This window comes from Mesorhizobium sp. WSM4848 (assembly GCF_055811375.1).
The window spans coordinates 205,023-226,186 of sequence record NZ_JBVVPX010000002.1 but is presented as its reverse complement, the minus strand read 5'-3'; the positions used below and the strand labels follow the sequence as shown (position 1 = coordinate 226,186).

Sequence of the window (21,164 nt, the reverse complement as noted above, 5' to 3'; positions counted from 1 at the left end):
GCGATGGCTGCGTCACCCGAATTGCCCCCGGCAGAACGAGAAAGCCTCTAAAGGTAGGGCGATCCCAGCCACAACACTCGGTCGAACAGGCGGACGATGAATGGCCGGGCTCTCAAGGTTTCGATCGTTACAGACGCGGCGGAGGCGATTGCCGATCCGATCCGCGCTTCAATCTCCGCGGCAAAGCCTGCATCAAGAACCTCTACATCAATCTCAAAATTCAGCCGCAGGGACCGGGCATCAAGATTGGAGGATCCTATAAAAGCCCAAACTCCATCGACCGACAGCAGCTTCGAATGATCGAACGAGCCCTCCGTGCGCCATACGCGGCAATAGTGCTTCAGGACCTGATCGAATTGCGCCGTCATCGCCCGGTCGACAAGGAAGAGATTGTTCATCGCCGGTACCACGATGTCGATCTCGACGCCTCGCCTGGCCGCGGTCGTCAGCGCGCTAATCAGTTCCCGATCCGGCAGGAAATAGGGCGACATGATGCGGATCGATTTGCGGGCGACGGAAAATGCCCCGATCAGCAAGTTGTGGTTCGTTTCGATGCTGGCATCCGGCCCGGATGCAACCGCCCGCGCCAGCATCGGTTGACCGGGAGCCGCGGGAAGCGTGGCCACTTGCCAGGTGTCGCCTTTCAGGAGCTCGCCGCTCACGAAGCGCCAATCTTCGGCGGCAACCGAAAAAAGGTCGGCCACGACCGGCCCGGTGACCTGAAAATGCGTGTCCCTCGCGCTGGAGGAGCCGGCGAACTCGGCTGAGAATCCCTTTCGGATGTTCATCCCGCCGGTGAACGCAATCGTGCCATCGACGACCAGGATCTTCCGGTGCGTTCTGAGGTTGGCGTAGGGAAGACGCAGGCCCATGACAATGTTGCCGTTGAAGAGGTCTGCTGTGATTCCTGCCTCTCGCAGACGCCCAAGAATGCTGGGGACGGAGTAACGCGCCCCGACGGCATCGATCAGCACGCGAACGCTGACACCCCGCTGGACGGCTCCGGCGAGAGATTCCACGAAAAGCCGCCCGACATCGTCATTGTCGAAGATGTAGGTCTCGAGAAGGACAGTGCGTTGAGCGCCATCAATCGCTCGGCACATTGCGGCATAGGCCTCGTCACCTGTCTCCAATATCGCAATCGCGTTTCCCGAGGTCAGGGCACGCCGGGCCACCCTGTCGCCCAATGTCTTCAGGCCGGTGAAGCGTTGGCCGTACCGCTCGGCAATCAATTCCTCGGCGGCAATGTTGCGCTCATGTTTTGCGGAAGCCGCCTCGCTGGAAAGGGGCCGCATGGCGCTGATCGTTGCACGACGGATGCGGTTTATGCCGGCAACGGCGTAGATGATCGCGCCAAGGAATGGCGACAGGAACATCACGCCGACCCAACCTGTGGCGGCGCGGACGTCTTCCTTCGTCATTATGGCGTGGACGATGCCGATGGCCGCCATCACCACCGAAATGACCGCGAGGACCTGGGGCCAATGAGACATTAAGGTCTGCAACATCGCCAGGACTATCCAGCGAGCGGTTGCAGAACGCAATGCAGCTCATTCCCGGCGGCTGCCGCGACCGCTCTTAGGGCTGATCTCCCTCGGCGTCGCCACGCTTGCGCCGCAGTCACCCAATTCGTAATACAGAGCACCGCAAGCCCCCAGACCACGGTAACAAACTGGACAGAGCCACTGCCTAGTTCGATGGAACGGCTCCCCGTCGCTGGAGACCAAAAGCCACGAGCGGGCACTACAGGCCCAACTTCTCCCGGAGTGCATCAATGCGTTTAGAGGCTTCCGCCTTGCTGAGGCCGTCAGCATAGGCGTCAGGGTCGTCGGCCTGTTCGGCCAAAGTTTTCAAATAGGAGGCTTGTGCGGGGGTCATGGGGTCATCTCCGCTGATCCAATCTTCCGGGTCCTTTTCGACATTTGCCGGTGCCTCGATTTTTGGGTTGTGCCGGTCGCCCATGATCAATCTCCCTTGATGATCACCACAATGAGAATGATCATGATTTGTTCCGCCAGATTGGTATGCGTGTCGCGTCCGCCCGCGCGGGCCGGTTACGCGCAAGCGGAGCGAATCTCTTCTTGGCTATTTCATAGCGTGGATACATATAGTGGTAATCTTGCCCGATCCTCAAATCGGTGAGGACGCCCCGTGAGCAGCGATCAGGGCCATTTGGAGCCGTAACTGGCTCATAAACGACCCCCTACTCGGGAGTCGGCTTCTTCGAATTATTTGGCCTTCAGCCATGTGTTCGACAGTCCACTCCTGTAGCGGCTGTCGGCGCGCTTCGAGATAATTCCATTGAGCCGGATCTTCTCGACGGTGCGGAAGAGCGCCAGCGCACTGCCCTCGAAGTGCTCACTGTATTGGATCTTGCCGAGGCCAGACTCAACCAGTTGCCATAGCGCGTGCTTGCGCTGCAGCAGCGGCAAGGAGCCTAGATCGCGGCCGTCGAGATGGAGGATATCGAAAGCGACGAACACCAGCCGGCTCGGCTCGTTCCAGATCGCGGCTTCCAGCGCAGGGCAATCTGAAGCGCCCTGCCCGCCGGGAACAATGACCTCGCCGTCGACAATGGCAGTCCGGCATGGCAGATCGACGGCTAGTGCGATGGGCCAGTATTTCGTGGTCCAGTCGCGGCCGTTCTTGCTGTAAAGACGCACGCCACCATTATCGATGATGATCTGGGTTCGATAGCCGTCGAGATTGGCCTCGTGGACCCAGCCTTCATCTTCAGGCGGCCGCTCGACCCGAGTCGGGATCTGCGGCGGAAGAAACTCCAGCCGGCCGCCATTGACCTTGGCACGCTTACTCAATGACGCCACCTTTGACCGCGCAGCGGCGGCTAATCGGCACAGGCAGCACGACATCACCCCAACATGATGCCTGCCACCTGTGCCGAGCCCCCGCCAAGCCGCCGAGCCCCCGCCAAGCCATTGCAAGCATCTACGCACGAGGCGAATCTGTCGTTAGCTTTGCGTCCTAATACTTATCCCGGCGTACATATCTTGCTCGGCGCGGCGCTCTTCGTTCCCGACCGGCTTATTGCTGTCTGGGATTGCCGCCAGCCTACGCAGCCCTTGGCTAGTGAAGTGAGATATCCGGGCTAGAGCGGTTCGTCATTTCACGGAACCGCAGAACCGCTCTATCTCTTCATTTCTTGACTGCAATTCCGGACGAAAAACCGTTCGCACTTTTCCTAGAATTGCACTGATTGCGGACTACCTTGGTCAGTCCAACAAAAGCACCACGGCGGGATGCAGCTTCTTCAGATTCGGCAATGATTTCGACTGCCAGGGTATGTCGGGCGTTCCACGCACGACGAGTCGAACATCGGGATGCTTGCGCACCTCAATGGTAAATTTCGCCAGCAGGTTGATGCCGGAAGAGTTCAGAAAGTGAAGGTCCTTCAGATTGAGCGTAATGGAAGCGGGATTCGAGGCAAGAACACTGGCCGCCAACGCCGTGATAGGCGCACCGGCGTCGGAACTGGCAAGCCGCATTGCACCGTCGAAGAAAATTTCGCTTCCTTCAGTCCACACGCGGTAGTCGTCTGTCTTGATTTCCATAGCCTGGCTTCGCTTCATTTAGTTGTGAATTTGCGAGATCGGAATAGAGGCATATGTCTCCACGCAAATCCGATCGCTTTCGTCGGCGGCGCTGAATATCCAAGCCAGGCGTGCGCCGTAGTCGCTCATCAACGTCAGCAATCCGAGTCCGGAGCCTGTCACCTCGGGGTTCGCGGCATTCAGCTCAATTCGCTGTATCAGCAGGTCCACTGGGTCGCCAGCCGTGATGTCCGCCAGGAGGTTTTGGAACCCAGACGCAATTTTACCGTCGACGTCATTCGACACCTTGAGCTTGAAGCACTCCGAATCCATCGACGCCTCGATCAGGATCTCGCCCGGTGCACGAAACTTGACGGCATTTTCGATGAGTTCGTTGACCAGATATCCGATGCTGTGCCGCACTTCCATGTAATCATTGCGGGACGACCGGAAGCGCAACGCGAAAACATCGGCGATGAAGTCCGAGGTCGTGGCACAATGACGCCAACTCAAATCGAGAGGTCCGTCGAACAGTCGTACGCGACTGACGCTCTCCTTGATCCCGATTGCAATGTCAGGCGTACCGAACAGCGTTGTCATTGCTATGTGTGCCTTATGATCACGAGGGTGATGTCATCGTGGATCTTCTGGATCCCGATATGGGCCATCAGATCGTCGATGATCCCAGTCTTGATGTCCTCGGCGCTGCTGCCGTGACGTCTTTGTACGCTCTGGCTGAGGCGCTCGAACCCGAACAACTTTCTTTCGTGGTTTTCCGCCTCGGTCACACCGTCGGTGTGCAGCACGATCACGTCGCCGCTTCCAAACAGGATGTCACGCGTGGCAATGAACTTCGAGATGTCATTCTCCAGGCCAACCGGCAGACCCAGATCAATCGTATCGATACGTTCGACTTCCCCATCCGCACGCACGACAAGAACGTCCTCATGCTGGCCGGATAGCGTTACCCGCTCATCTTCGAAGTCAAGAAAGGCCAGCGAGAGATGCTTGTCGGTGTTCGTCCGCTCGATGTTCTTGTAGATCGCTCTGTTCAGCCGATCCAGAAACTGGTGCGGATTCGCTTCGTCGGTCTCCTGCAGCGCGCGTGCAACGGATTGGACCATCAGCATCAGCACGCCGCTCTCAAGACCATGACCGGTCACGTCGCCGATGCCGATCTTGACCCTTGACCCGTTCTGCAGGACGTCATAGTAGTCGCCGCCAACCTCGTCAGCCGGACGCATGTAGGCTGCGATCTCCAGCCCAGGAATCGCTTCGAGTTCGAATTGTTTCGGCAGGACCATCATCTGGATCTGCCTGGCAACCGCGAGCTCGGCACCGAGGCGTACGTTCTCGTCTCGCAGCTTTTCGTTGAGCGCCGAAATCTCCTGGTTGGCGTCCCCGAGCTCCCTGGTTCGTTCGTCGACGAGCTGCTCGAGGTTTTCCGTGTGAAAGCTGATCTGCTCAGCCATCCGGTTGAAAGCGACCCCCACCGCTCCAACCTCGTCGCGCGTCGGAATGCTTACCCGGACTGAATAGTCTTTCGCCTGCAACCGCTTGGCGGCCCCGGCAAGCGCACTGAGGCCTGCAGTGATCCGCTTTGAAATTCCGAAGACAGCCGCAAAGACGATCAGGAGCGAAACGATAACTGCGATGACCTGGGTGATCAGGATCCGGTTGGTTGCGCTGGAAATGCTCTGCTGCGCTGCAAGGAGGGAAGCATAAATTTCCCGTTCGGGGACGACGAAGCCAAGCATCAGAGTTTCGGCCGTGATGGACCCCGTGCTATTCCAGAGATTGACTGGGTCTAGTCGGCGAAGTGCGACGATGTACGGTTCGGCTTTGCGGTTTTCCTCAATTGAAATGTGCTTGATGACTGTCTTGTCGTCGGCGGGAAGTTCGAGCGCTGCGACAGTCGCGTGCGTACTCTTTTTGAGCGAGCGATCGAGGCCGGTAACGCCTTGACCTGCCGCACCACTTGCGATCTTGAGCCCGAGCATTTTCTCGCCTTCAGGCTTGATCGCAAGCACATTGCCGTTCGACATGGTGAGAAAACCGAAGCCCGTATCGGCGACCTTCACGCTTTCGACGATGTCAGCGAGTTGATCGAGCGTAACGTCGGCAGCGACCATGCCGGCGACATTGCTGCGGTCTTTCGTCCAGAGTGGGTGGAAGAAGCTCACTATGAGCTTGCCGGTAATCGCGTCGATATAAGGAGCAGTCGCAGTGATGTCATCGCCCTTTACGGGGCGCGAATCGGGCTCCCTGAGCCAGCCTTCCCAGCCTTCATAGACGCCAGGAAAGAAGAAATCCCAGAAATTCGCTTTGTCGTGGCCTGGATAAAGCTTGTCGAAGGTCTGCGCCTGATCGGAATAAGGAATTGTGCGCATGATCGGCCCTGACTTCGGCCCTACGTAGTAGACCTGCAGCTTCTTGGTGCCAGTTGACATCTGGCTTGTGCCAAAAATATCGAAGATCGCACTCTCCTGAATGTCGCGGAGAATTTCGGGCTTCGGTTGATGATCAGCGGCGAGGAGGTATCCCCAGACACTCATGACAGAAGTTGACCCTTGCCGGGTCTGTAACCAGTTTCCCGTGGCGTCATATGCAAGCGGCGCATTGAAATAGGGGTTGTTCGCCAACGCCTTGCCGATCGCATCTTTTGCTGCTGGATAATCTATTAGTCTCTGCATGGAGGCTGCAAGCGCGGTCACCTCGGAGTGCATGCTGCCGAACAGGAGATCGGCGCGCAGCGCCGTCGTCTCGATATAGTTCTGGAGGTATTCCTGGCTTGCCTTGGTGAGGCCGCTCTCGATCTGGTGCGTGGCGTCCCGAGAAAGCCGGTTCACATTCCACAGCGCGACGCCGCCGCCGACGAGGAGGTCGAACAGCACCGCCCCACCCACAACGATCAAGAATTTAGCGCGGAAGCTGTTAAGCCGGAGGACAGGCCAGGGTCTGGACGGTGTTGCATCCAAATCGGTCATAGCGGCTTGCGTCCCGATGCAACCCAGATCGGCCAGCCGGCATAACCCTTGGGGTGGAGCGCAGCGAAGATGTGGTCCTGGAAGCCCTGTCGGAACCGCCTGATAAACGCCGGTGTGTCACCTCGCTTGGTAGCCATCTCGCCTGCATAAACATTCTCCCATGCCGCTATGACGTCCGCGAAGTCCTGTGGATCGCCGTCGTGGTTGGTGACCATGAAGGACTCGACCCGAATGTCTTCGAGCCCCGCTTCGGTCAGGTAGCGTTTGCTCTTCGGGCCGAGCTCAATATCCATCTGGAAGTGCGCCCACAGCTTGGCGACCTCGTTATAGGTCCATTGGATGCTGTCGGCGCGTGGTTCGCCCAGGCAGTGCGAATTTTTTTCATTGGTGATGTAGACACGTCCGCCCGGCTTGCAGATGCGAAACAGTTCCCTGAGGATCAGTTCGGGCTTGTTGAACACCTGCAGCGAATGGCGGCACGTGACGAGGTCGAACTGATTTTCCTCGAGCAGCATTTCTGATGCATCGCCATAAGTGTACTCGATGCCCTTGATATCGAACTCCGCAGCCACGTTTCGCGCATAGGCGAGGCTCGACCTGGAGTGGTCGAGGGCGACGATCCGCGATGGCTGGAACTCCTTCTGCACGAGTACGGCGAAATCACCTATGCCGCAGCAGATGTCGGCCATGACGATCCCAGGCCTCATGCCGTGCCGCGGCAGGATTGCGCGCTCATGGCGCCATGTCATCTTTGTCTGAGTGCGCAGGATCGGTACGAATCCGCCTTCCTCGAGGAAGCCCTGCCCCGGATAGAATTCGCTGTCATACTCCTCGACGATGATGTTCGGTTCGATTCCGCTCAGGCGACCGAATTTTCGCGAGGTCCATCCGACGACGCTTGACGTGATGACGACGAATTTGAGATCGGGTCGAGCGCGACAAGCGTCAATGATAATCCTCGAAAAGCTGTGAAACGCAGCATTGTTCATCTGCGTCAGGCGCCTGACATTGACGTAGAGAACGCCGCGCACACGGCCGATCGCATCACGAAGCAATGCTATGCTGGGCCCAAGCTCATCGATCGCCTGAGGGCGGACCACTCCCGATAAGGAGAACTCCTGGCTGTTGGCGTCGTATTGCGCCCTGAAGCGCGGGAGAAGGTCGTAAGGGCTCAATTTTGCAAACCCTCGAGCGGAAGATCGACGACAAGCTTGATTGCATCGCCGTCGGCTTCCTCGATCCGGAGTGTCGCGTTGTAGTCGACAGCCAGTTCCAGGAGTACGACCTCGCGGCTGGGCGCGAGATCCCCAGACACCGAATTGAGGTATCGCTCTCTGGTTTCTGTTCCTGCGACTTGCGCCACGGCTTCTTCGTAGAATTGGCGCTCCTCCGGCACGCAAGGAAGTGTCAACTCGATCCTATCCGTCGCGCCATGGCGTGACACCCTGCATGCCAGTTCGCCGTCGGCATGGCGCGTACGAAAGGCGACTTCCAGCAATTCGTTGAAGGCAGAGGAAAAGAGATTTGAATGATGGACCGAGTCTGACCTGTTTTGACTGATCATCCGGGCCATGTATGTCGAGATATAATCGCAATGTTTCCAAGCGGAGACAAAAGCTTTGATTTCTATGTCGATCTGAATCATCGGCTCAAAAGTCGGCTCGCCAGCCAGGTCATGATGAACAGTTCCCATCGGCATCCTCACTTGTTCCATCAGTATTGAGCCCTCGCGGGGTGATGGCCTCCGCGACGAAAAATTTCACCGCGCCCGTGATGAGTCAGTCTCGCACCGACTCGAAGAATTGCGCGGTATCTGCCTCGATCGTTCTACAAATCTCCACTTTATCGTTAACAAAGGGTGAAAGGCGCTAGTGCGCCCGATTTGATTGCTCCATCGCCCGTACCACCCTCAGCGGGGACCGCCTGATGAAATCGCTGATCGCCTCGGCTCCAAGCGGCTTTCCCAGGAAGTTGCCTTGCAGGCAATCGCAATTCTCCTTGATCAGCCACCGTGCCTGTGCCGACGTCTCGACCCCCTCGGCAGTGACATTTATCCCCAGGCCGTGCGCCAGAGCCATGATCGATCGCACGATCGTTTGGCTTTTGAGATCGGTCTCCAGGTCCGCAATAAAGTACCGATCTATCTTCAAAGTATCGAAAGGAAAGTTTTTAAGGTAGCTTAGCGATGAATAGTACGTCCCAAAATCGTCGAGCGAGATTCGTATTCCCAAAACGTTCAGAGTGTTCAACGTGTCGATATTGTCGATCGTCTTTTCAAGCAGGACCGTCTCGGTTATTTCGAGTTCAAGTCTGTCGGCTTCGATTCCAACTGCGTCGATGATCTGAGCGACCGTGTCCGTCAGCGAACCGCTAAGGAACTGAGCCGGCGACAGGTTCACTGCGACTGTCAGCGAGGAAGGCCAGGTCAATGCCTGGCGACAGGCTTCCTCGAGCACCCATCGCCCAATCTCGTCCATCAGACCGTCGGCTTCGGCGATCGGTATGAACACGTTGGGTGGAATGGTTCCAACCTCGGGGTGCCGCCACCGCAGCAGCGCTTCGAAACCCATCACCGACGAGGGAGGCCGGATGAGCGGCTGATACTCCAGATAAAGCTCGCCCCGCTCCAGCGCGGTTCGAAGGCTGCGCCTCAGATTCTCGCGTTGCTCGAGCAAAAGCAGCATCGAACGGTTGAATGTTCGAGCGCAGCCGCGTCCATCTGTCTTGGCCGCATAAAGTGCAATGTCAGCGGCTTTCATCAACTGTTCGCCATCGGTCCCGTGCTCCGGCCCGAAAGCAATTCCGATACTCGAGCCGACGAAGACGGGAATGCCGTTAATGACGAACGGTTTCTTGAACGCGTCGACCAGCGATCCGGCGAGGCGCTCAGCCTCTGCCGGCTGCTCCTTTCCCAATTGGATGACAGCGAACTCATCGCCGGCATACCGGTATGCGGATTCGCCGTCCTGCAGCGCGTCGCGAATACGACCCGCCGCGAGTTGAAGAAGAGTGTCGCCTGCTCCATGGCCGAGCGTGTCGTTGACCGCTTTGAAATCGTCAAGGTCGATTTGCAGAAGGGCGGCTTTCGGCTTTGATCCGCCGAGGGCCGCCATTGCTTGCTGCAGCCGCTCGCCGAATCGCCGCCGATTCTGCAGTCCGGTCAGCACGTCGTGCGTCGCCTGATGGAGCAGAATTACATGCTCTTGCTCCTCCACTACGCTCCGGCCATCGCGCCCCCGTGATTCAATGATTCCCACACCATTTGAGGTCGCGAAAACGAAAGCGGACCGCGGCGCTTCGCCCGATGATCGCGGCAAATCGATGCTTGCCGGTGAGCCGCCGTGGAACACACGAAGAAATTCGTCGCGATACCTCGCATCGAGGAAGCTCGGGTAGATCTCCCAAACGGCGGCACCTGGCACCACCGCGCCTCCATATACGGCTTTGAGCTTGGTTGCGTAGTGCGTCAGACAGAAGTCGCGATCATAGAACGACAAAAGTTCGGTCGTGTTCGCCAAAAGGTCAGCGAGCAGCGCTTCGCCGGGATGTGGTGCATCGCTTGAGGAAGGCCCCTCACTCTCCGTGCCGACGGCTGATGCCTCCGGGTGCAATAGCCACCTCCATAGCCGGTGAGAATCCACGTCCCCCAGCCCAGAAATAGCATAACCGCCAAGCTTGGCAAACATACGACTCGCAGTCTCAACAAGTGTCTTATGCTGCGTAGTTGCAATGTATGCTCCGCTGTGATGGGCGGCGACATCGATGAACAGTCGGTTAATAAATCGGGGATTGGCTATAATTGATGGCGCGGTGAACGCGACACGAAAATATTCTGGTCCATGAGGCGGCTGATCTTCCCCGCCCTGTTTTAAGCCCGCCCCACTTCAACCATCCCCGATCTTGTACTCAGCTTCCGAGCGCTTTGAGCCAATGTTCAAAGGAAGAGGCCTCTTCGTGTCCGGCATGCGAAACAGAGTGGGCGGGGCGCGGCAACACCACGGAGCTTCGGACTTCGCGGGGGCTGTAGCCGAATTCCTTGCTAAAAGCTCGGCTGAAATTAGCCGCTGAACTAAACCCGACGGCTTCGGCAATATTGACAATGCGCCGGCTGTCCGCCGGATCGCTAAGCGCAACATGGGCTGCCAGAAGTCGGCGACTTTGTATGTAGTGGAGAACACCACCGCTCGGTTCGAACAACTGATAAAGACGAGTGCGCGAGACGCCGAGCGCCCGGCACATTGAATCCGGCGTCAGATGAGCCGCATCCAGATTGTTGTGGACATATCGACGGGCTCGCTCCATCAGCGCGACACTCACCAATTGTTCAGTGGCCGCGGCATGTTCTGCCGGGGGCGAGAGGCAGGCAATGATCATGCTGCGTGTTGCGTGCACGATGCGGGGCAGATCGTCAGCCGTGAGACTGCGCAGTCTTGCTTCGATGTTGTTGAGGTAGTCGAGCAAAAGGTCGGCAAAGTTGCCGGACAGAATTGAATTATTCTTTGCGTCCAGGGTCGCCGCCGCATCGGCGAACAAATCACGCGGCAAATAGAGAAAGAGACTTTGGGATTCCGTTGCCCTCCCGCGAAACGGGTAGCCAAGCGATCTAATCTCCAATTTGCCCGGCTGGTTTTCCGCTACGCGACGATCGACCTCCGTCCACGACCGGCCAGTATACGGCACAGCGATATACCAGTGATCGATCGAGCTGGATCGAAGCTTCGCAGCAGAACGCATATAACTATGTGCCGGTGCGCGCTGTTGAACGATCAGCATGCCGCCGAGGTTCCAAGCCGTGTGGTCGGCGGGAAAGCCATCGTCGAGCGATTTGTCATCCGGCAACTTGATCTCGACAAGCGGAGCCATATGCGCCTGCCAGGCGACAAATTGATCCTCTGGCGCCAGTTCGAGCGTCGAAAAGTGCAAAGGTTCGAGCGCCGGCGCAAGTGACGGGGCAGCCTCATTGTAAGGTTGAGCTTCGCGCGGCCAACGACGTCGATCGCGCTCAGTCGCCTGCCTCGCAAGCGCCTTGTCCTGCCTCTTAGCGTCCATCGTGTAGTGCCGTATCCGATTCCGGTATGCCCATCTCCACCTCAATCATGTGGTGTATCACAGGCATCTGGCAAGACCAGCGGAACGCGAGTCCACAGAGCGCCATCACGCTGGGTTACAGCAAGAAATGCATTCCGAGATAAGTTTCTGGATGCGACGATAACGACACTCTTCAACCTGGCGCGTATAGAGTCTGGCACGGTGAAAGCGTAGTTGAGGAGACAACGAATGAACGCAAAGCTCAAATCTGAAGCTCGTCGCAAGATAATTCTTGATGGATATTTTAATAACGAACCTTTGAAAGATATTGCAGCCAAGGTCGGATGCTCACTGGCGAGTTTGAAAGTCACCGCCAGTAAACTCGGTTGCACTCGAACTCCGAAAGAGGCGGCGGAATTTCGGCGAGGATTTCATGTCCCAGAACAAAAACTGCGAGATTACCGACAACTTATGATTGCTGGACAGTATAGAGCTCGCGAGTGCGCGCTGATTTTGGGACTATTGAAAGGCCCATCGTCGGTCAGCGAGTAAACCTATTCCAATACACGCCTCAGCGGTTCATCGGCAAAAAAAGCCCGCCGCAAACATGGGCAACGGGCCCTGAAAGGTTCGCACAGATGCTGCGTCGGCGTTCCAATCGCACCTGCCTCAGCCCTCATGATCTGGCTCTTTGCGAACGCGTGTTCGATCAGGTTTGCGCAGATGAACACATCGACTCTTCAAGCCGGGATGCCGAGGCCTTAGCGGTGGCGATTGTCGCAATCTTCCGAAACATTACTACCAAGGAGCGCGAACTGCTGGATGAAGTTAGGTCTCTTCGTCTTTCGAGGGGCGCAGAGAAGGCGCACTAGCTTGGCGGCGTTCCGAGGCGAATTGTCCCGCGTTGGCGCAGCCGGATTGGCGTCTGCATTGCCCCATTGAGGCCCGCCAGAGTTGTAGCCACAGCGCTTGCGAAGGAGATGGAAATGGGTCTAGCCCAAGATTTGTCTGATGTTGCGCTCACATTCGATTGTCCGAATTGCTTGCATCCGGCGGTAAGGAAGGGCTCTGCGCTAAGAACGATCGCGCATTTCAGATGCGACGGGTGCAACGCCAAGGTACGGATCACCTATCCGCAGAAGCTGGCGATCTTCGAAAAGTACAGGCTATTAGCCGCCCAAGGGACATTGCGATAAGACGATCCGGAAACGCGTTGCCAATAGCGGTGACGCGGACCAGATGCAAAAGGGTCGATGCCCTGGTGAGCCTCGCTAAAGAAATGGCCGACCGGCAACTGGCCGGTTAGAAAGCCCGGCAGATAAAAACGATGGCTCTGTGCAAGACGGTGATGATGCAAGGACTGTACGTCGTCGACCGCCTCCTCACATTCCGCGATCACGCAATTACTCGAATCGCCAAATTTGATACTATCCAATGGCGGACCCCAATCCGCGAGGCCGGCGCCCTGCAGGCATTCTACCCCAACGCCCCCCAAGCGGCGCCGGCCTTCCCCTTGTATGGCGTTTTCTGGGCAAAGGAAAAGCCGGCTTCAGCCGCTTCCGCCGCGTTTTCGCGACGCCGTTCAACTTGATCCTCGAGGCGCGGCTCTGATCCGCGGATCTGCGGCACCTGGTGGCGACCGGACTCGCATGGATGGATTTGGATGACATCCGGTCCCCGATCCGGCCAACAATCGCAACCTACACGAAGAAATGGACCATGAGCATTTTCGAAAACGCGACAAGGCCGCGATGGGGCCTCGCTGGTTTCGCTGCCGTGCTTCGCGCGTCGTACCGCATCGGACGGGTCATCCGCGAACGCTGAGCCCGTCGGGCTCGGACGCTTCTGCGCCCGCGTGCCTGACATCGCTTTTCTAAGAGATCTCCAGAGAACCAGACGCCGGTCGCAAGCGACATTCTCCTGCACGCTCTAGCGGCTACTGCGGAATGTTCCCCGCCGACCTTGTACTCGAAGGTGATCGCCGGGAAGCTTCGCGTCTCGGTTGAACCTCTGCGTTGCGAGCCGGATCCCGAACTGGTCACCTCGCGAGCCTCCACTCGTGACGAGACGATCTTTCCAGGGGTCGGAAACCACCGGCTGACCGCCTCACCTCTCTCCACTTCAACAGCGTAGCAACGCTCAGCATGCCGTCGATCACGCAGGCGAACCCGACCAACAGAAGTTTGAGATCCAAATCTGCCCATCGGCAACGCATGCCTGCGCATGCTGCCACGACAGCGAGAATACCGCGTCTGTTCAAACACCGGCGAAATCACACGGCCATTGATGTGAAAAAACCGGCGGAGCGCTCCGCCGGTTTTTCTCGGCATTGATAAAATCGTGAATTAATTCTTGGCCTTGTCGACCAATTTGTTCTTCGAAATCCACGGCATCATCGCGCGCAGCTTGGCGCCGACTTCCTCGATCTGATGGCTGTCATTGTTGCGGCGGATGCCCTTGAAGCGCGACATGCCGGCGCGGTATTCCTGCATCCATTCCGAGGTGAACTTGCCGGTCTGGATATCCTTCAGCACGCGCTTCATCTCGGCCTTGGTCTCGGCGGTGATGATGCGCGGGCCCGAAACATATTCGCCCCATTCGGCGGTGTTCGAGATCGAGTAGTTCATGTTGGCGATGCCGCCTTCATAGATCAGGTCGACGATCAGCTTGACCTCGTGGAGGCACTCGAAATAGGCCATTTCCGGCGCGTAGCCGGCTTCCACCAGCGTCTCGAAGCCAGCGCGGATCAGCTCGACCAGACCGCCGCACAGCACCACCTGCTCACCGAACAGGTCGGTCTCGCATTCCTCGCGGAAATTGGTCTCGATGATGCCCGAACGGCCACCGCCGACGCCGCAGGCATAGGACAGAGCAAGATCAAGCGCATTGCCCGAAGCGTCCTGGTTGACCGCGACCAGGCAGGGCACGCCGCCGCCCTTCTGGTATTCGCCGCGCACCGTGTGGCCGGGTCCCTTCGGCGCGATCATGACGACGTCGACCGAGGCCTTCGGCTCGATCAGGCCGAAATGCACGTTGAGGCCGTGGGCAAAGGCGATCGCCGCGCCATCGCGGATGTTCGGCGCGATTTCGGATTTGTAGATGTCGGCCTGCAGCTCGTCCGGCGTCGCCATCATCATCAGGTCGGCCCATTTGGCGGCGTCCGCCACGCTCATCACCTTGAGCCCGTCGGCCTCGACTTTCTGGGCGGTCGCCGATCCGGCCTTGAGGCCGATGGCGATTTCCCTAACGCCGGAATCCTTGAGGTTGAGCGCATGCGCCCGGCCCTGGCTGCCATAGCCGATGATGGCGACCTTCTTGCCCTTGATCAGGTTGAGATCGGCGTCGCGATCGTAATAGACACGCATTTTTCTTCCTTCCCGTTTTTGAATTCAGAGCATGATGCCGACAAGTGTGAAGCGGTTTTCGGACGACATCATGCTCTATCTCTTTGATTTGGAGCCGGATTCGGATTTCAGGTCGACTTGACCTGAAATCATCCGGCTCTAGAGGCCTTGCGGCCCGGTTTTTGCTCCGTAAAGAGCGAGAAACTGTTGCGTCGCCCGGACGGCATCGCCGCCAATCGCCGCATCAGTCAATTTTAGCCGGTCGCCGAGCAGCAGGCGGATCTGCACGTCGCGGGCGACCAGCCCGAAAAAGGTGCGGAACGCCGCTTCGGCATCCGAGAACTCGAGAAGCCCGGCCTGCCGACCGGCCTCCAGCACCGGCTTCAGGCGCCGGGCCAGCGCGAAGCGGCCGTTCTCCAGCACGATGGCGCCGAGATCGTCATTCCCGTCCTTGCGCCGGATTGGGCCAGCACGGCCAATGGCGACGCGGTTCAGCGCGAGCGAGGTGTCGCTCGAAATCACCTTGAGCCAGTCCGAAGCGAAGCGTGCGAGGCTCACCGTCAGCGAAGCCAGGGTAAGCCCCTTGCCGTCGACCGGCACCACCCGCACCTTGGAGGCCTGCCATTGCACAATTGCCGTCAACAGCCCGTCGCGATCGCCGAACCATTTGTAGAGCGTTTCCTTGGAACAGCTCGCCCGCCGCGCCACGGCGGTCATGGTCAACTGATCGCCCTCCTCGACCAGCAGGCGAAGCGCGGCGTCGAGCACGGCTTTCTGCCGCTCGGTCAGCGCTTCGCTGGTGTCGTTGTCGACGCTTGCCTGCAACACACTCTTTTCCTGCTCGATAATGGCGGTGGCCAAGGCAGTACCGTACGTTACGGTTCGGCGGTGTCTATGCCGTATTGTCGGACCCGGTGCAAGCCCTATCTCCGCTTTTTGACGCTCCCAGGCCGGAATGGCCGGCCACCAATCCGCAGGCCCGGGCGTTGATTATCAAATGGGGCAATCTGCATCTGGTTCGCGTCCTGCTTGGCGTGCTGGCGGCACTGGCATTCCTCTGGGCCTGACGGCTGCAATCGACCTTCAGCGCCAGCCGGACCACATCACTCCGGCATGGGATGACGCAGCCGCCCGAGCAGAGCCGACAAGGTTTCCAGGTCATCATTGGAGAGCCTGGCGCCGACCAGCTCGGCGATCGATCGTCCGTAGACGGCCCACATCCTGCGGCGCGTCTCACGCCCTTTCTCAGTAATGCGGATGGTCTGTCCGCGACCGTCATCGGCAACCCTGAGCTTCTCGACCAGCCCGTCCGCTTCGAGCCGCGCCAGCAGCCGCGAGACGTTGTACTGCGCAAACAGCGTGCGCTCGATCAGCTGGAACGGCCGCAAGCCGCCCTCGCCGGCTTCGGCAAGCTCATGCAGCACGTCGTACCAGGCAAGCGGCGGCAAGCCAGCGTCCTTCAGCACGTCTTCGGCTCTTTCCAGCAGCTGGCGCGAAACGCGCATCAGGCGCGCCCAGGCCTTGATGGCCGCCGGCGAAGGGTCGGCTTTCTTCGTCATGATTGCAGCATAAGCGATAGATGCAATTGCATCAAGCTTGACCGTCGATGCAAATGCATCTATATAAATGCAATTGCATTGATATCGGAGCATTGCCATGAAACATGAAATCTGCAAGATCGCCGACATCCCGGAGACGGGCAGCCTGATCGCTCCATTCTTCGGCCGCGAAGTCCATGTCTACCGCAGCGGCGAGCGTATCCGCGCCGCCGCCAATGTCTGCCTGCATTTCGGTGGGCCCCTCGACTGCAAGGACGGCAAGCTCGTCTGCCAGTGGCATGGCGCCTCGTTCGACATGGCGAGCGGGGAGCGGATCGAAGGCCCGGCGTCCAAAGGCTCACGTCTCATGTTCCTCTCCACCCGCATCGAGGACGGCGCGTTGAATTACGTCTGGGGAGAATGAAATGACCGACAAGCTCGTTCTCGTCAGCCACCACCTTTGTCCCTATGTGCAGCGCGCGGCGATCTCGCTCGCCGAAAAGGGCGCGCCGTTCGAACGCCTCACCGTCGATCTCGCCAAAAAACCGGGTTGGTTCAAAGCGATATCGCCGCTCGGCAAGGTGCCGCTGCTGCGCGTGCCGCAGAATGGCGAGGCAACGGTGATCTTCGAATCGGCGGTCATCCTCGAATTTCTTGAGGAAACGCTGGCCAACCCACTCCATCCTGCCGACCCGCTGGCTCGCGCCCGGCATCGCGCCTGGATCGAGTTCGGCTCGGCCATCCTCAACGCCATTGGTCGATTCTATTCCGCACCCACCGAGGCCGCCTTTCTTGCCGAAAGCGAAGCTCTGGTGGCAATGTTCGATCGTCTCGAAGCGGAACTGGCGGCTCGGCGAGCTGGGCCTTGGTTTGCCGGCGAGCGCTTTTCACTGGTCGATGCTGTCTATGGGCCAGTCTTCCGCTATTTCGACGCCTTCGATCGGATCGGCGCTTTCGGCATCCTGAGCGGAAGGCCGCATGTCGAGGCGTGGCGAAAGCGATTGCACGAACGCAAGTCGGTGAAGGAGGCTGTCACCCCGGACTATCCACAGCGCCTTCATGCATTCCTGCAAGCGAAGGGTTCGCACCTTTCGAAACTCATCCGCTGCAACGAGGCGGCCACTGCGCTTCCTTGACACCTGAGCGGATCGACCACGGTTCCAGCCACCGTCCATCCTTCTGGGAGTTGGTTAAGCGTCGGCAGCGTCAAAAGCGGTGCGCGCGGCGCGCACCGCGCCATGATTGAGCTCGGCCCATTGGAGCAGCTGATGCAGGGGCCCGAACATCGAGCGTCCGAGATCGGTCAGACTGTATTCGACGCTCGGCGGCTTGGTCGGGAAGACCTCGCGATGGACATAACCGTCGCGCTGCAAATCGTGCAGCGTCTGGGTCAGCATGCGCTGTGAAATGTCGGGCACCAGCCGCCGCAATTCGCCGAACCGATACGGCTTTTCGGCCAGCGCCATCATCAGCAGCGAACTCCATTTGTTGCTGATGCCCTGGATCACGTCGCGCACCGGACAGTCGGCAATGTTGCCCCCGCCGCTGCACGCTTTGTAAATCTCGAGCTTCGACTTCAGACTGACGACTTTGCTGTCCATCGCTGGTTCCCTGCGCCTGCCTACCTCCCGCAAAACTGCCTTCTTTACGAGGGTCGGTCAATTCCTATTTTAGTGCTGGTCTCTTTTTGAGACTTATATAAGCACCCGCCGCTCCGGCGCAACGACAGGACTTCCCATGACCAATACCCTTCTCGTCACCGGCGCCTCCGGCCAGCTCGGCCGCGGAGTCGTCGATCATCTGCTGGAAACGCTCAAGGTGCCGCCAGCACACATCATCGCCACCACGCGCAATCCGGAAAACCTCGCCGACTTGGGGGCGCGCGGCGTCATCATCAGGCAAGCCGATTTCGACGACACCGCGTCGCTGGTCGAAGCGTTCAAGGGCGCCGACAGGATCCTGATCGTCTCAACCGGCGAGATCGATCTTCGGGGCAAGCGGCTCAAGCAGCATGAGAATGCCGTCGCAGCCGCCAGGCAGGCCGGCGTTTCGCATCTGCTCTACACCTCGATGCCCAATCCTGAGCCGGGATCGCCGGTGCTGTTTGCGGGCGATCACTACGGGACCGAGCAGGCGATCAAGGCGAGCGGCATCCCCTACACGATATTCCGCAACGGCTGGTATCAGGAGAACCTGTTCTTGTCGCTGCCGCACGCCATTGCCTCGGGGCACTGGTATACATCCGCGGCCGACGGCCGCATCGCCCATGGCGCTCGCGACGACATGGCCGCGGCGATCGCTGCCGGCCTTGCCTCGGGCGCCACCGAAAGCACGACATACACGCTGACCGGTCCGCAGGCCCATACCGTCGCCGAGATCGCGGCCCTGGTGACCGACGTCACCGGCAAGCCGATCGAGGTCGTCCAGCTTTCGGACGAGGCGTTGACCGAGGGCCTGAAGGCTGCCGGCGTTCCCGAGGGCTTTGCCCCAATCGTCACTTCCTTCGACACCAACACGCGCACCGGCCGCATCGGCATGGTGACCGACGCGATCGAGACGCTTTCAGGCAGGAAGCCGCAATCGCTGAAGCAGTTTCTTGAAGCGAACAAGGCAGCTCTAGCCGGCTGAAGTCGGCCGTGGTCAGGGCATGTCGAGATTCGGGTCAGGTCGAGTCGAGAATGGTGGGTTCCGAGAACCGGAGCGGAGCGTACTTTCGGGTACGTGAGCCCGCCTCACCTGAATATCGGCATGCCCTAGATAGCCACCTGCGTTCCGATCTCAACCACACGTCCGGTCGGGATCTGGAAATACTCGGTCGCATCGGCTGCCGTGCGCGCCAAGCCGATGAACAGCTTGTCCTGCCACACCGGCATGCCGGAATTGGGTGACGCCTTGAGCGAGCGCCGCGACAGGAAGAAGGAGGTCGTCATGATGTCGAACTTCCAGCCCTGCTTGCGGCAGATCGCCAGCGCACGCGGAATGTTGGGCTGTTCCATGTAGCCGAAGGTCAGTGTCACCCGCATGAATAGATCGTTGATCGTTTCCATCTTGACCCGGTCACTGTCGGGCACGACAGGCTGCTGCGCCGTCACCACCGAGAGGATGACGTTCTGTTCGTGCAGCACCTTGTAGTGCTTCAGGCTGTGCATCAGCGCGGTCGGCGCGCTGACCGGATCGCTGGTCAGGAACACGGCCGTGCCGGACACCAGCTGCGGTTTCTTCTTCAACAGATTGGCGGCAAGGAAATCGAGCGGAATCTCGTTCCTGCGCGTCTTGTCGAACAGATAGCGACTGCCGCGTATCCAGGTCCCCATGATCAGCCCCATGATGCAGGCCACGGCGATTGAAACCCATCCGCCTTCCACGAATTTCACGATATTCGCCAGGAAGAAGCCGGTGTCTATCGTGCCAAACAGCAGCGCCAGCGCCGCAGCGAGCGCGGTCTGCCATTTCCATTGCCACCGCATCACCACAAACAGCAAAATCGTCGTCATCAGCATCTCGCCTGTCACCGAAATCCCATAGGCGGAAGCGAGCGAACTCGAACTGCCAAAGCCGACGACCAGCAGCATCACGCCGAGCGCGAGAATGAGGTTCACGCGTGGCATGTAAATCTGGCCGAGCTGCATCTCGGAAGTATGCTGAACTTCGATTCTGGGCAGAAGATTGAGCTGCACCGCTTGCCTGGTCAGCGAAAACGCCCCGGAGATAACGGCTTGACTGGCGATGACGGTCGCTGCTGTTGCGAGTCCGACCATCGGTATCAGGGCCCAATCCGGCAGCATCTGGAAGAACGGATTGTCGGGCACGCCCCCATGAGCAAGAACGAAAGCGCCTTGCCCAAAATAGCTGAGCAGCAAGCAGGGGAAGACGATCCAGAACCAGGCCAGCACGATTGGACGGCGACCGAAATGTCCGAGATCGACGTAAAGCGCTTCGGCACCGGTAACCGCCAGAAAAACCGCGCCGACGGTGAGAAACGCGCCCGCTTTGGCCTCGGCAAGGTAGGCCACCGCATAATAGGGATTGATTGCCAGAAGGACGGAGACATCGTCGAGGATATGCACCAATCCGGCACTGCCGATCGCCAGAAACCAGAGCGCCGTCACCGGCCCGAAAACGGAGGCCACTCTGCCGGTCCCGAAGCGCTGCACGGCAAACAAGACGGCAAGAATCACCAATGTAATGGGAACCACGTATGGATCGAACGCCGGGGTCACGACGCTCAGCCCTTCCACCGCCGAAAGCACCGAAATGGCCGGCGTTATGATCGCGTCGCCGAAAAACAGCGCGGCTCCGCAGAGACCGATGACAAGAATGATGCCGGAACCAGCCGGATAGGCTTTCCGGGCCAGCGCCATAAGCGACAGGGTACCGCCTTCACCCTTGTTATCCGCCCGAAGCACGAAGGCGACATACTTTATGGTCACGATAATCGTCAGTGCCCAGACGATCAGCGACAGAATGCCCAGAACGGCACTGCGCGGATCGGCGCCGGACGAAGCATGCAGTGCTTCACGAAGCGCATAGATAGGACTGGTGCCGATATCGCCATAGACCACGCCGAGAGCGCCCAGCATCAAAACCTTGGTGCTGTGCTTTTCGACCTCAGGATGGCTGGATTGTTCGACTGGTTCTGCCTCACTACCACTGTTGGTAAGGGCCATGGACGACACTCCGATAAGCGCGCGGTGCTCTACGCTTGCTGCGATGCAATAT

At 58.9% G+C, this 21,164-nt stretch carries 20 protein-coding genes; 4 read left to right on the top strand and 16 right to left on the bottom strand.

Annotation, left to right across the window (positions count from 1 at the left end):
• Positions 1–47 precede the first annotated feature (47 nt).
• The 10 genes from AC0L16_RS03460 to AC0L16_RS03415 form a co-directional block, all read right to left on the bottom strand.
• Complete coding sequence (locus AC0L16_RS03460) at positions 48–1,508, bottom strand: phospholipase D-like domain-containing protein (RefSeq protein WP_473618997.1); 1,461 nt, start codon at positions 1,506–1,508, stop codon at positions 48–50.
• A 235-nt stretch (positions 1,509–1,743) separates the two neighbouring features.
• On the bottom strand, positions 1,744–1,962 hold the full coding sequence (locus AC0L16_RS03455; protein WP_091591041.1) for a DUF3072 domain-containing protein: 219 nt from the start codon (positions 1,960–1,962) through the stop codon (positions 1,744–1,746).
• A gap of 266 nt (positions 1,963–2,228) precedes the next feature.
• Entirely contained in the window at positions 2,229–2,816 is a 588-nt protein-coding gene (locus AC0L16_RS03450) for an ATP-dependent DNA ligase (RefSeq protein ID WP_473618995.1), read from the bottom strand.
• Between the two features lie 414 nt (positions 2,817–3,230).
• Positions 3,231–3,569 (bottom strand): slr1659 superfamily regulator, encoded by a 339-nt coding sequence (locus tag AC0L16_RS03445; protein WP_077383364.1) that lies wholly within the window; start codon positions 3,567–3,569, stop codon positions 3,231–3,233.
• An 18-nt stretch (positions 3,570–3,587) separates the two neighbouring features.
• Positions 3,588–4,148, bottom strand: a complete 561-nt coding sequence (locus AC0L16_RS03440) for a slr1658 superfamily regulator (RefSeq protein WP_292548292.1) — start codon at positions 4,146–4,148, stop codon at positions 3,588–3,590.
• A 2-nt stretch (positions 4,149–4,150) separates the two neighbouring features.
• The gene (locus tag AC0L16_RS03435) at positions 4,151–6,535 is read right to left on the bottom strand and encodes a SpoIIE family protein phosphatase (RefSeq protein ID WP_473618994.1); all 2,385 of its coding nucleotides are present in this window, start codon (positions 6,533–6,535) and stop codon (positions 4,151–4,153) included.
• Positions 6,532–7,710: a methyltransferase domain-containing protein gene (locus tag AC0L16_RS03430; RefSeq protein ID WP_473618992.1), complete on the bottom strand. Its 1,179-nt coding sequence runs from the start codon at positions 7,708–7,710 to the stop codon at positions 6,532–6,534. Before AC0L16_RS03430 ends, AC0L16_RS03435 begins: the two co-directional genes overlap by 4 nt.
• Positions 7,707–8,249 carry a ubiquinone biosynthesis methyltransferase UbiE gene (locus tag AC0L16_RS03425; protein ID WP_473618991.1) on the bottom strand — a complete coding sequence of 181 codons (543 nt, stop codon included), beginning with the start codon at positions 8,247–8,249 and terminating at the stop codon, positions 7,707–7,709. Before AC0L16_RS03425 ends, AC0L16_RS03430 begins: the two co-directional genes overlap by 4 nt.
• Before the next feature lie 154 nt (positions 8,250–8,403).
• Entirely contained in the window at positions 8,404–10,221 is a 1,818-nt protein-coding gene (locus AC0L16_RS03420) for a putative bifunctional diguanylate cyclase/phosphodiesterase (protein ID WP_473618990.1), read from the bottom strand.
• Between the two features lie 220 nt (positions 10,222–10,441).
• Positions 10,442–11,584 carry a helix-turn-helix domain-containing protein gene (locus AC0L16_RS03415; RefSeq protein WP_473618989.1) on the bottom strand — a complete coding sequence of 381 codons (1,143 nt, stop codon included), beginning with the start codon at positions 11,582–11,584 and terminating at the stop codon, positions 10,442–10,444.
• A 228-nt stretch (positions 11,585–11,812) separates the two neighbouring features.
• On the opposite strand from AC0L16_RS03415, the gene AC0L16_RS03410 reads away from it, so the two are divergent.
• Positions 11,813–12,115, top strand: coding sequence for a hypothetical protein (locus AC0L16_RS03410; RefSeq protein ID WP_143744785.1), 303 nt, complete (start codon positions 11,813–11,815; stop codon positions 12,113–12,115).
• Between the two features lie 577 nt (positions 12,116–12,692).
• Here the strand turns inward: AC0L16_RS03410 and AC0L16_RS03405 are convergent.
• The 4 genes from AC0L16_RS03405 to AC0L16_RS03390 form a co-directional block, all read right to left on the bottom strand.
• A complete protein-coding gene (locus AC0L16_RS03405) occupies positions 12,693–12,998 on the bottom strand; it encodes a hypothetical protein (protein WP_473618987.1) in 306 nt (101 codons plus the stop codon).
• A gap of 910 nt (positions 12,999–13,908) precedes the next feature.
• Complete coding sequence (ilvC, locus tag AC0L16_RS03400; RefSeq protein WP_287121627.1) at positions 13,909–14,928, bottom strand: ketol-acid reductoisomerase; 1,020 nt, start codon at positions 14,926–14,928, stop codon at positions 13,909–13,911.
• Between the two features lie 138 nt (positions 14,929–15,066).
• Complete coding sequence (locus AC0L16_RS03395; protein WP_473619148.1) at positions 15,067–15,735, bottom strand: TetR/AcrR family transcriptional regulator; 669 nt, start codon at positions 15,733–15,735, stop codon at positions 15,067–15,069.
• Positions 15,736–16,010: 275 nt separating this feature from the next.
• Positions 16,011–16,466: a MarR family winged helix-turn-helix transcriptional regulator gene (locus AC0L16_RS03390; protein ID WP_473618986.1), complete on the bottom strand. Its 456-nt coding sequence runs from the start codon at positions 16,464–16,466 to the stop codon at positions 16,011–16,013.
• 97 nt (positions 16,467–16,563) lie between these two features.
• Between AC0L16_RS03390 and AC0L16_RS03385 the strand changes: the two genes are divergently transcribed.
• Both AC0L16_RS03385 and AC0L16_RS03380 read left to right on the top strand, forming a co-directional pair.
• Positions 16,564–16,869: a Rieske (2Fe-2S) protein gene (locus tag AC0L16_RS03385; protein ID WP_473618985.1), complete on the top strand. Its 306-nt coding sequence runs from the start codon at positions 16,564–16,566 to the stop codon at positions 16,867–16,869.
• Between the two features lies 1 nt (position 16,870).
• Positions 16,871–17,581: a glutathione S-transferase family protein gene (locus AC0L16_RS03380; RefSeq protein ID WP_473618984.1), complete on the top strand. Its 711-nt coding sequence runs from the start codon at positions 16,871–16,873 to the stop codon at positions 17,579–17,581.
• A gap of 54 nt (positions 17,582–17,635) precedes the next feature.
• Here AC0L16_RS03380 and AC0L16_RS03375 read toward each other — a convergent pair whose 3' ends face one another.
• Positions 17,636–18,046: a winged helix-turn-helix transcriptional regulator gene (locus AC0L16_RS03375; protein WP_473618982.1), complete on the bottom strand. Its 411-nt coding sequence runs from the start codon at positions 18,044–18,046 to the stop codon at positions 17,636–17,638.
• A gap of 136 nt (positions 18,047–18,182) precedes the next feature.
• On the opposite strand from AC0L16_RS03375, the gene AC0L16_RS03370 reads away from it, so the two are divergent.
• A complete protein-coding gene (locus tag AC0L16_RS03370) occupies positions 18,183–19,073 on the top strand; it encodes an SDR family oxidoreductase (protein WP_473618981.1) in 891 nt (296 codons plus the stop codon).
• Between the two features lie 125 nt (positions 19,074–19,198).
• On the opposite strand, the gene AC0L16_RS03365 is transcribed toward AC0L16_RS03370, so the two are convergent.
• The gene (locus AC0L16_RS03365; RefSeq protein WP_473618980.1) at positions 19,199–21,112 is read right to left on the bottom strand and encodes a potassium transporter Kup; all 1,914 of its coding nucleotides are present in this window, start codon (positions 21,110–21,112) and stop codon (positions 19,199–19,201) included.
• Positions 21,113–21,164: the final 52 nt, after the last annotated feature.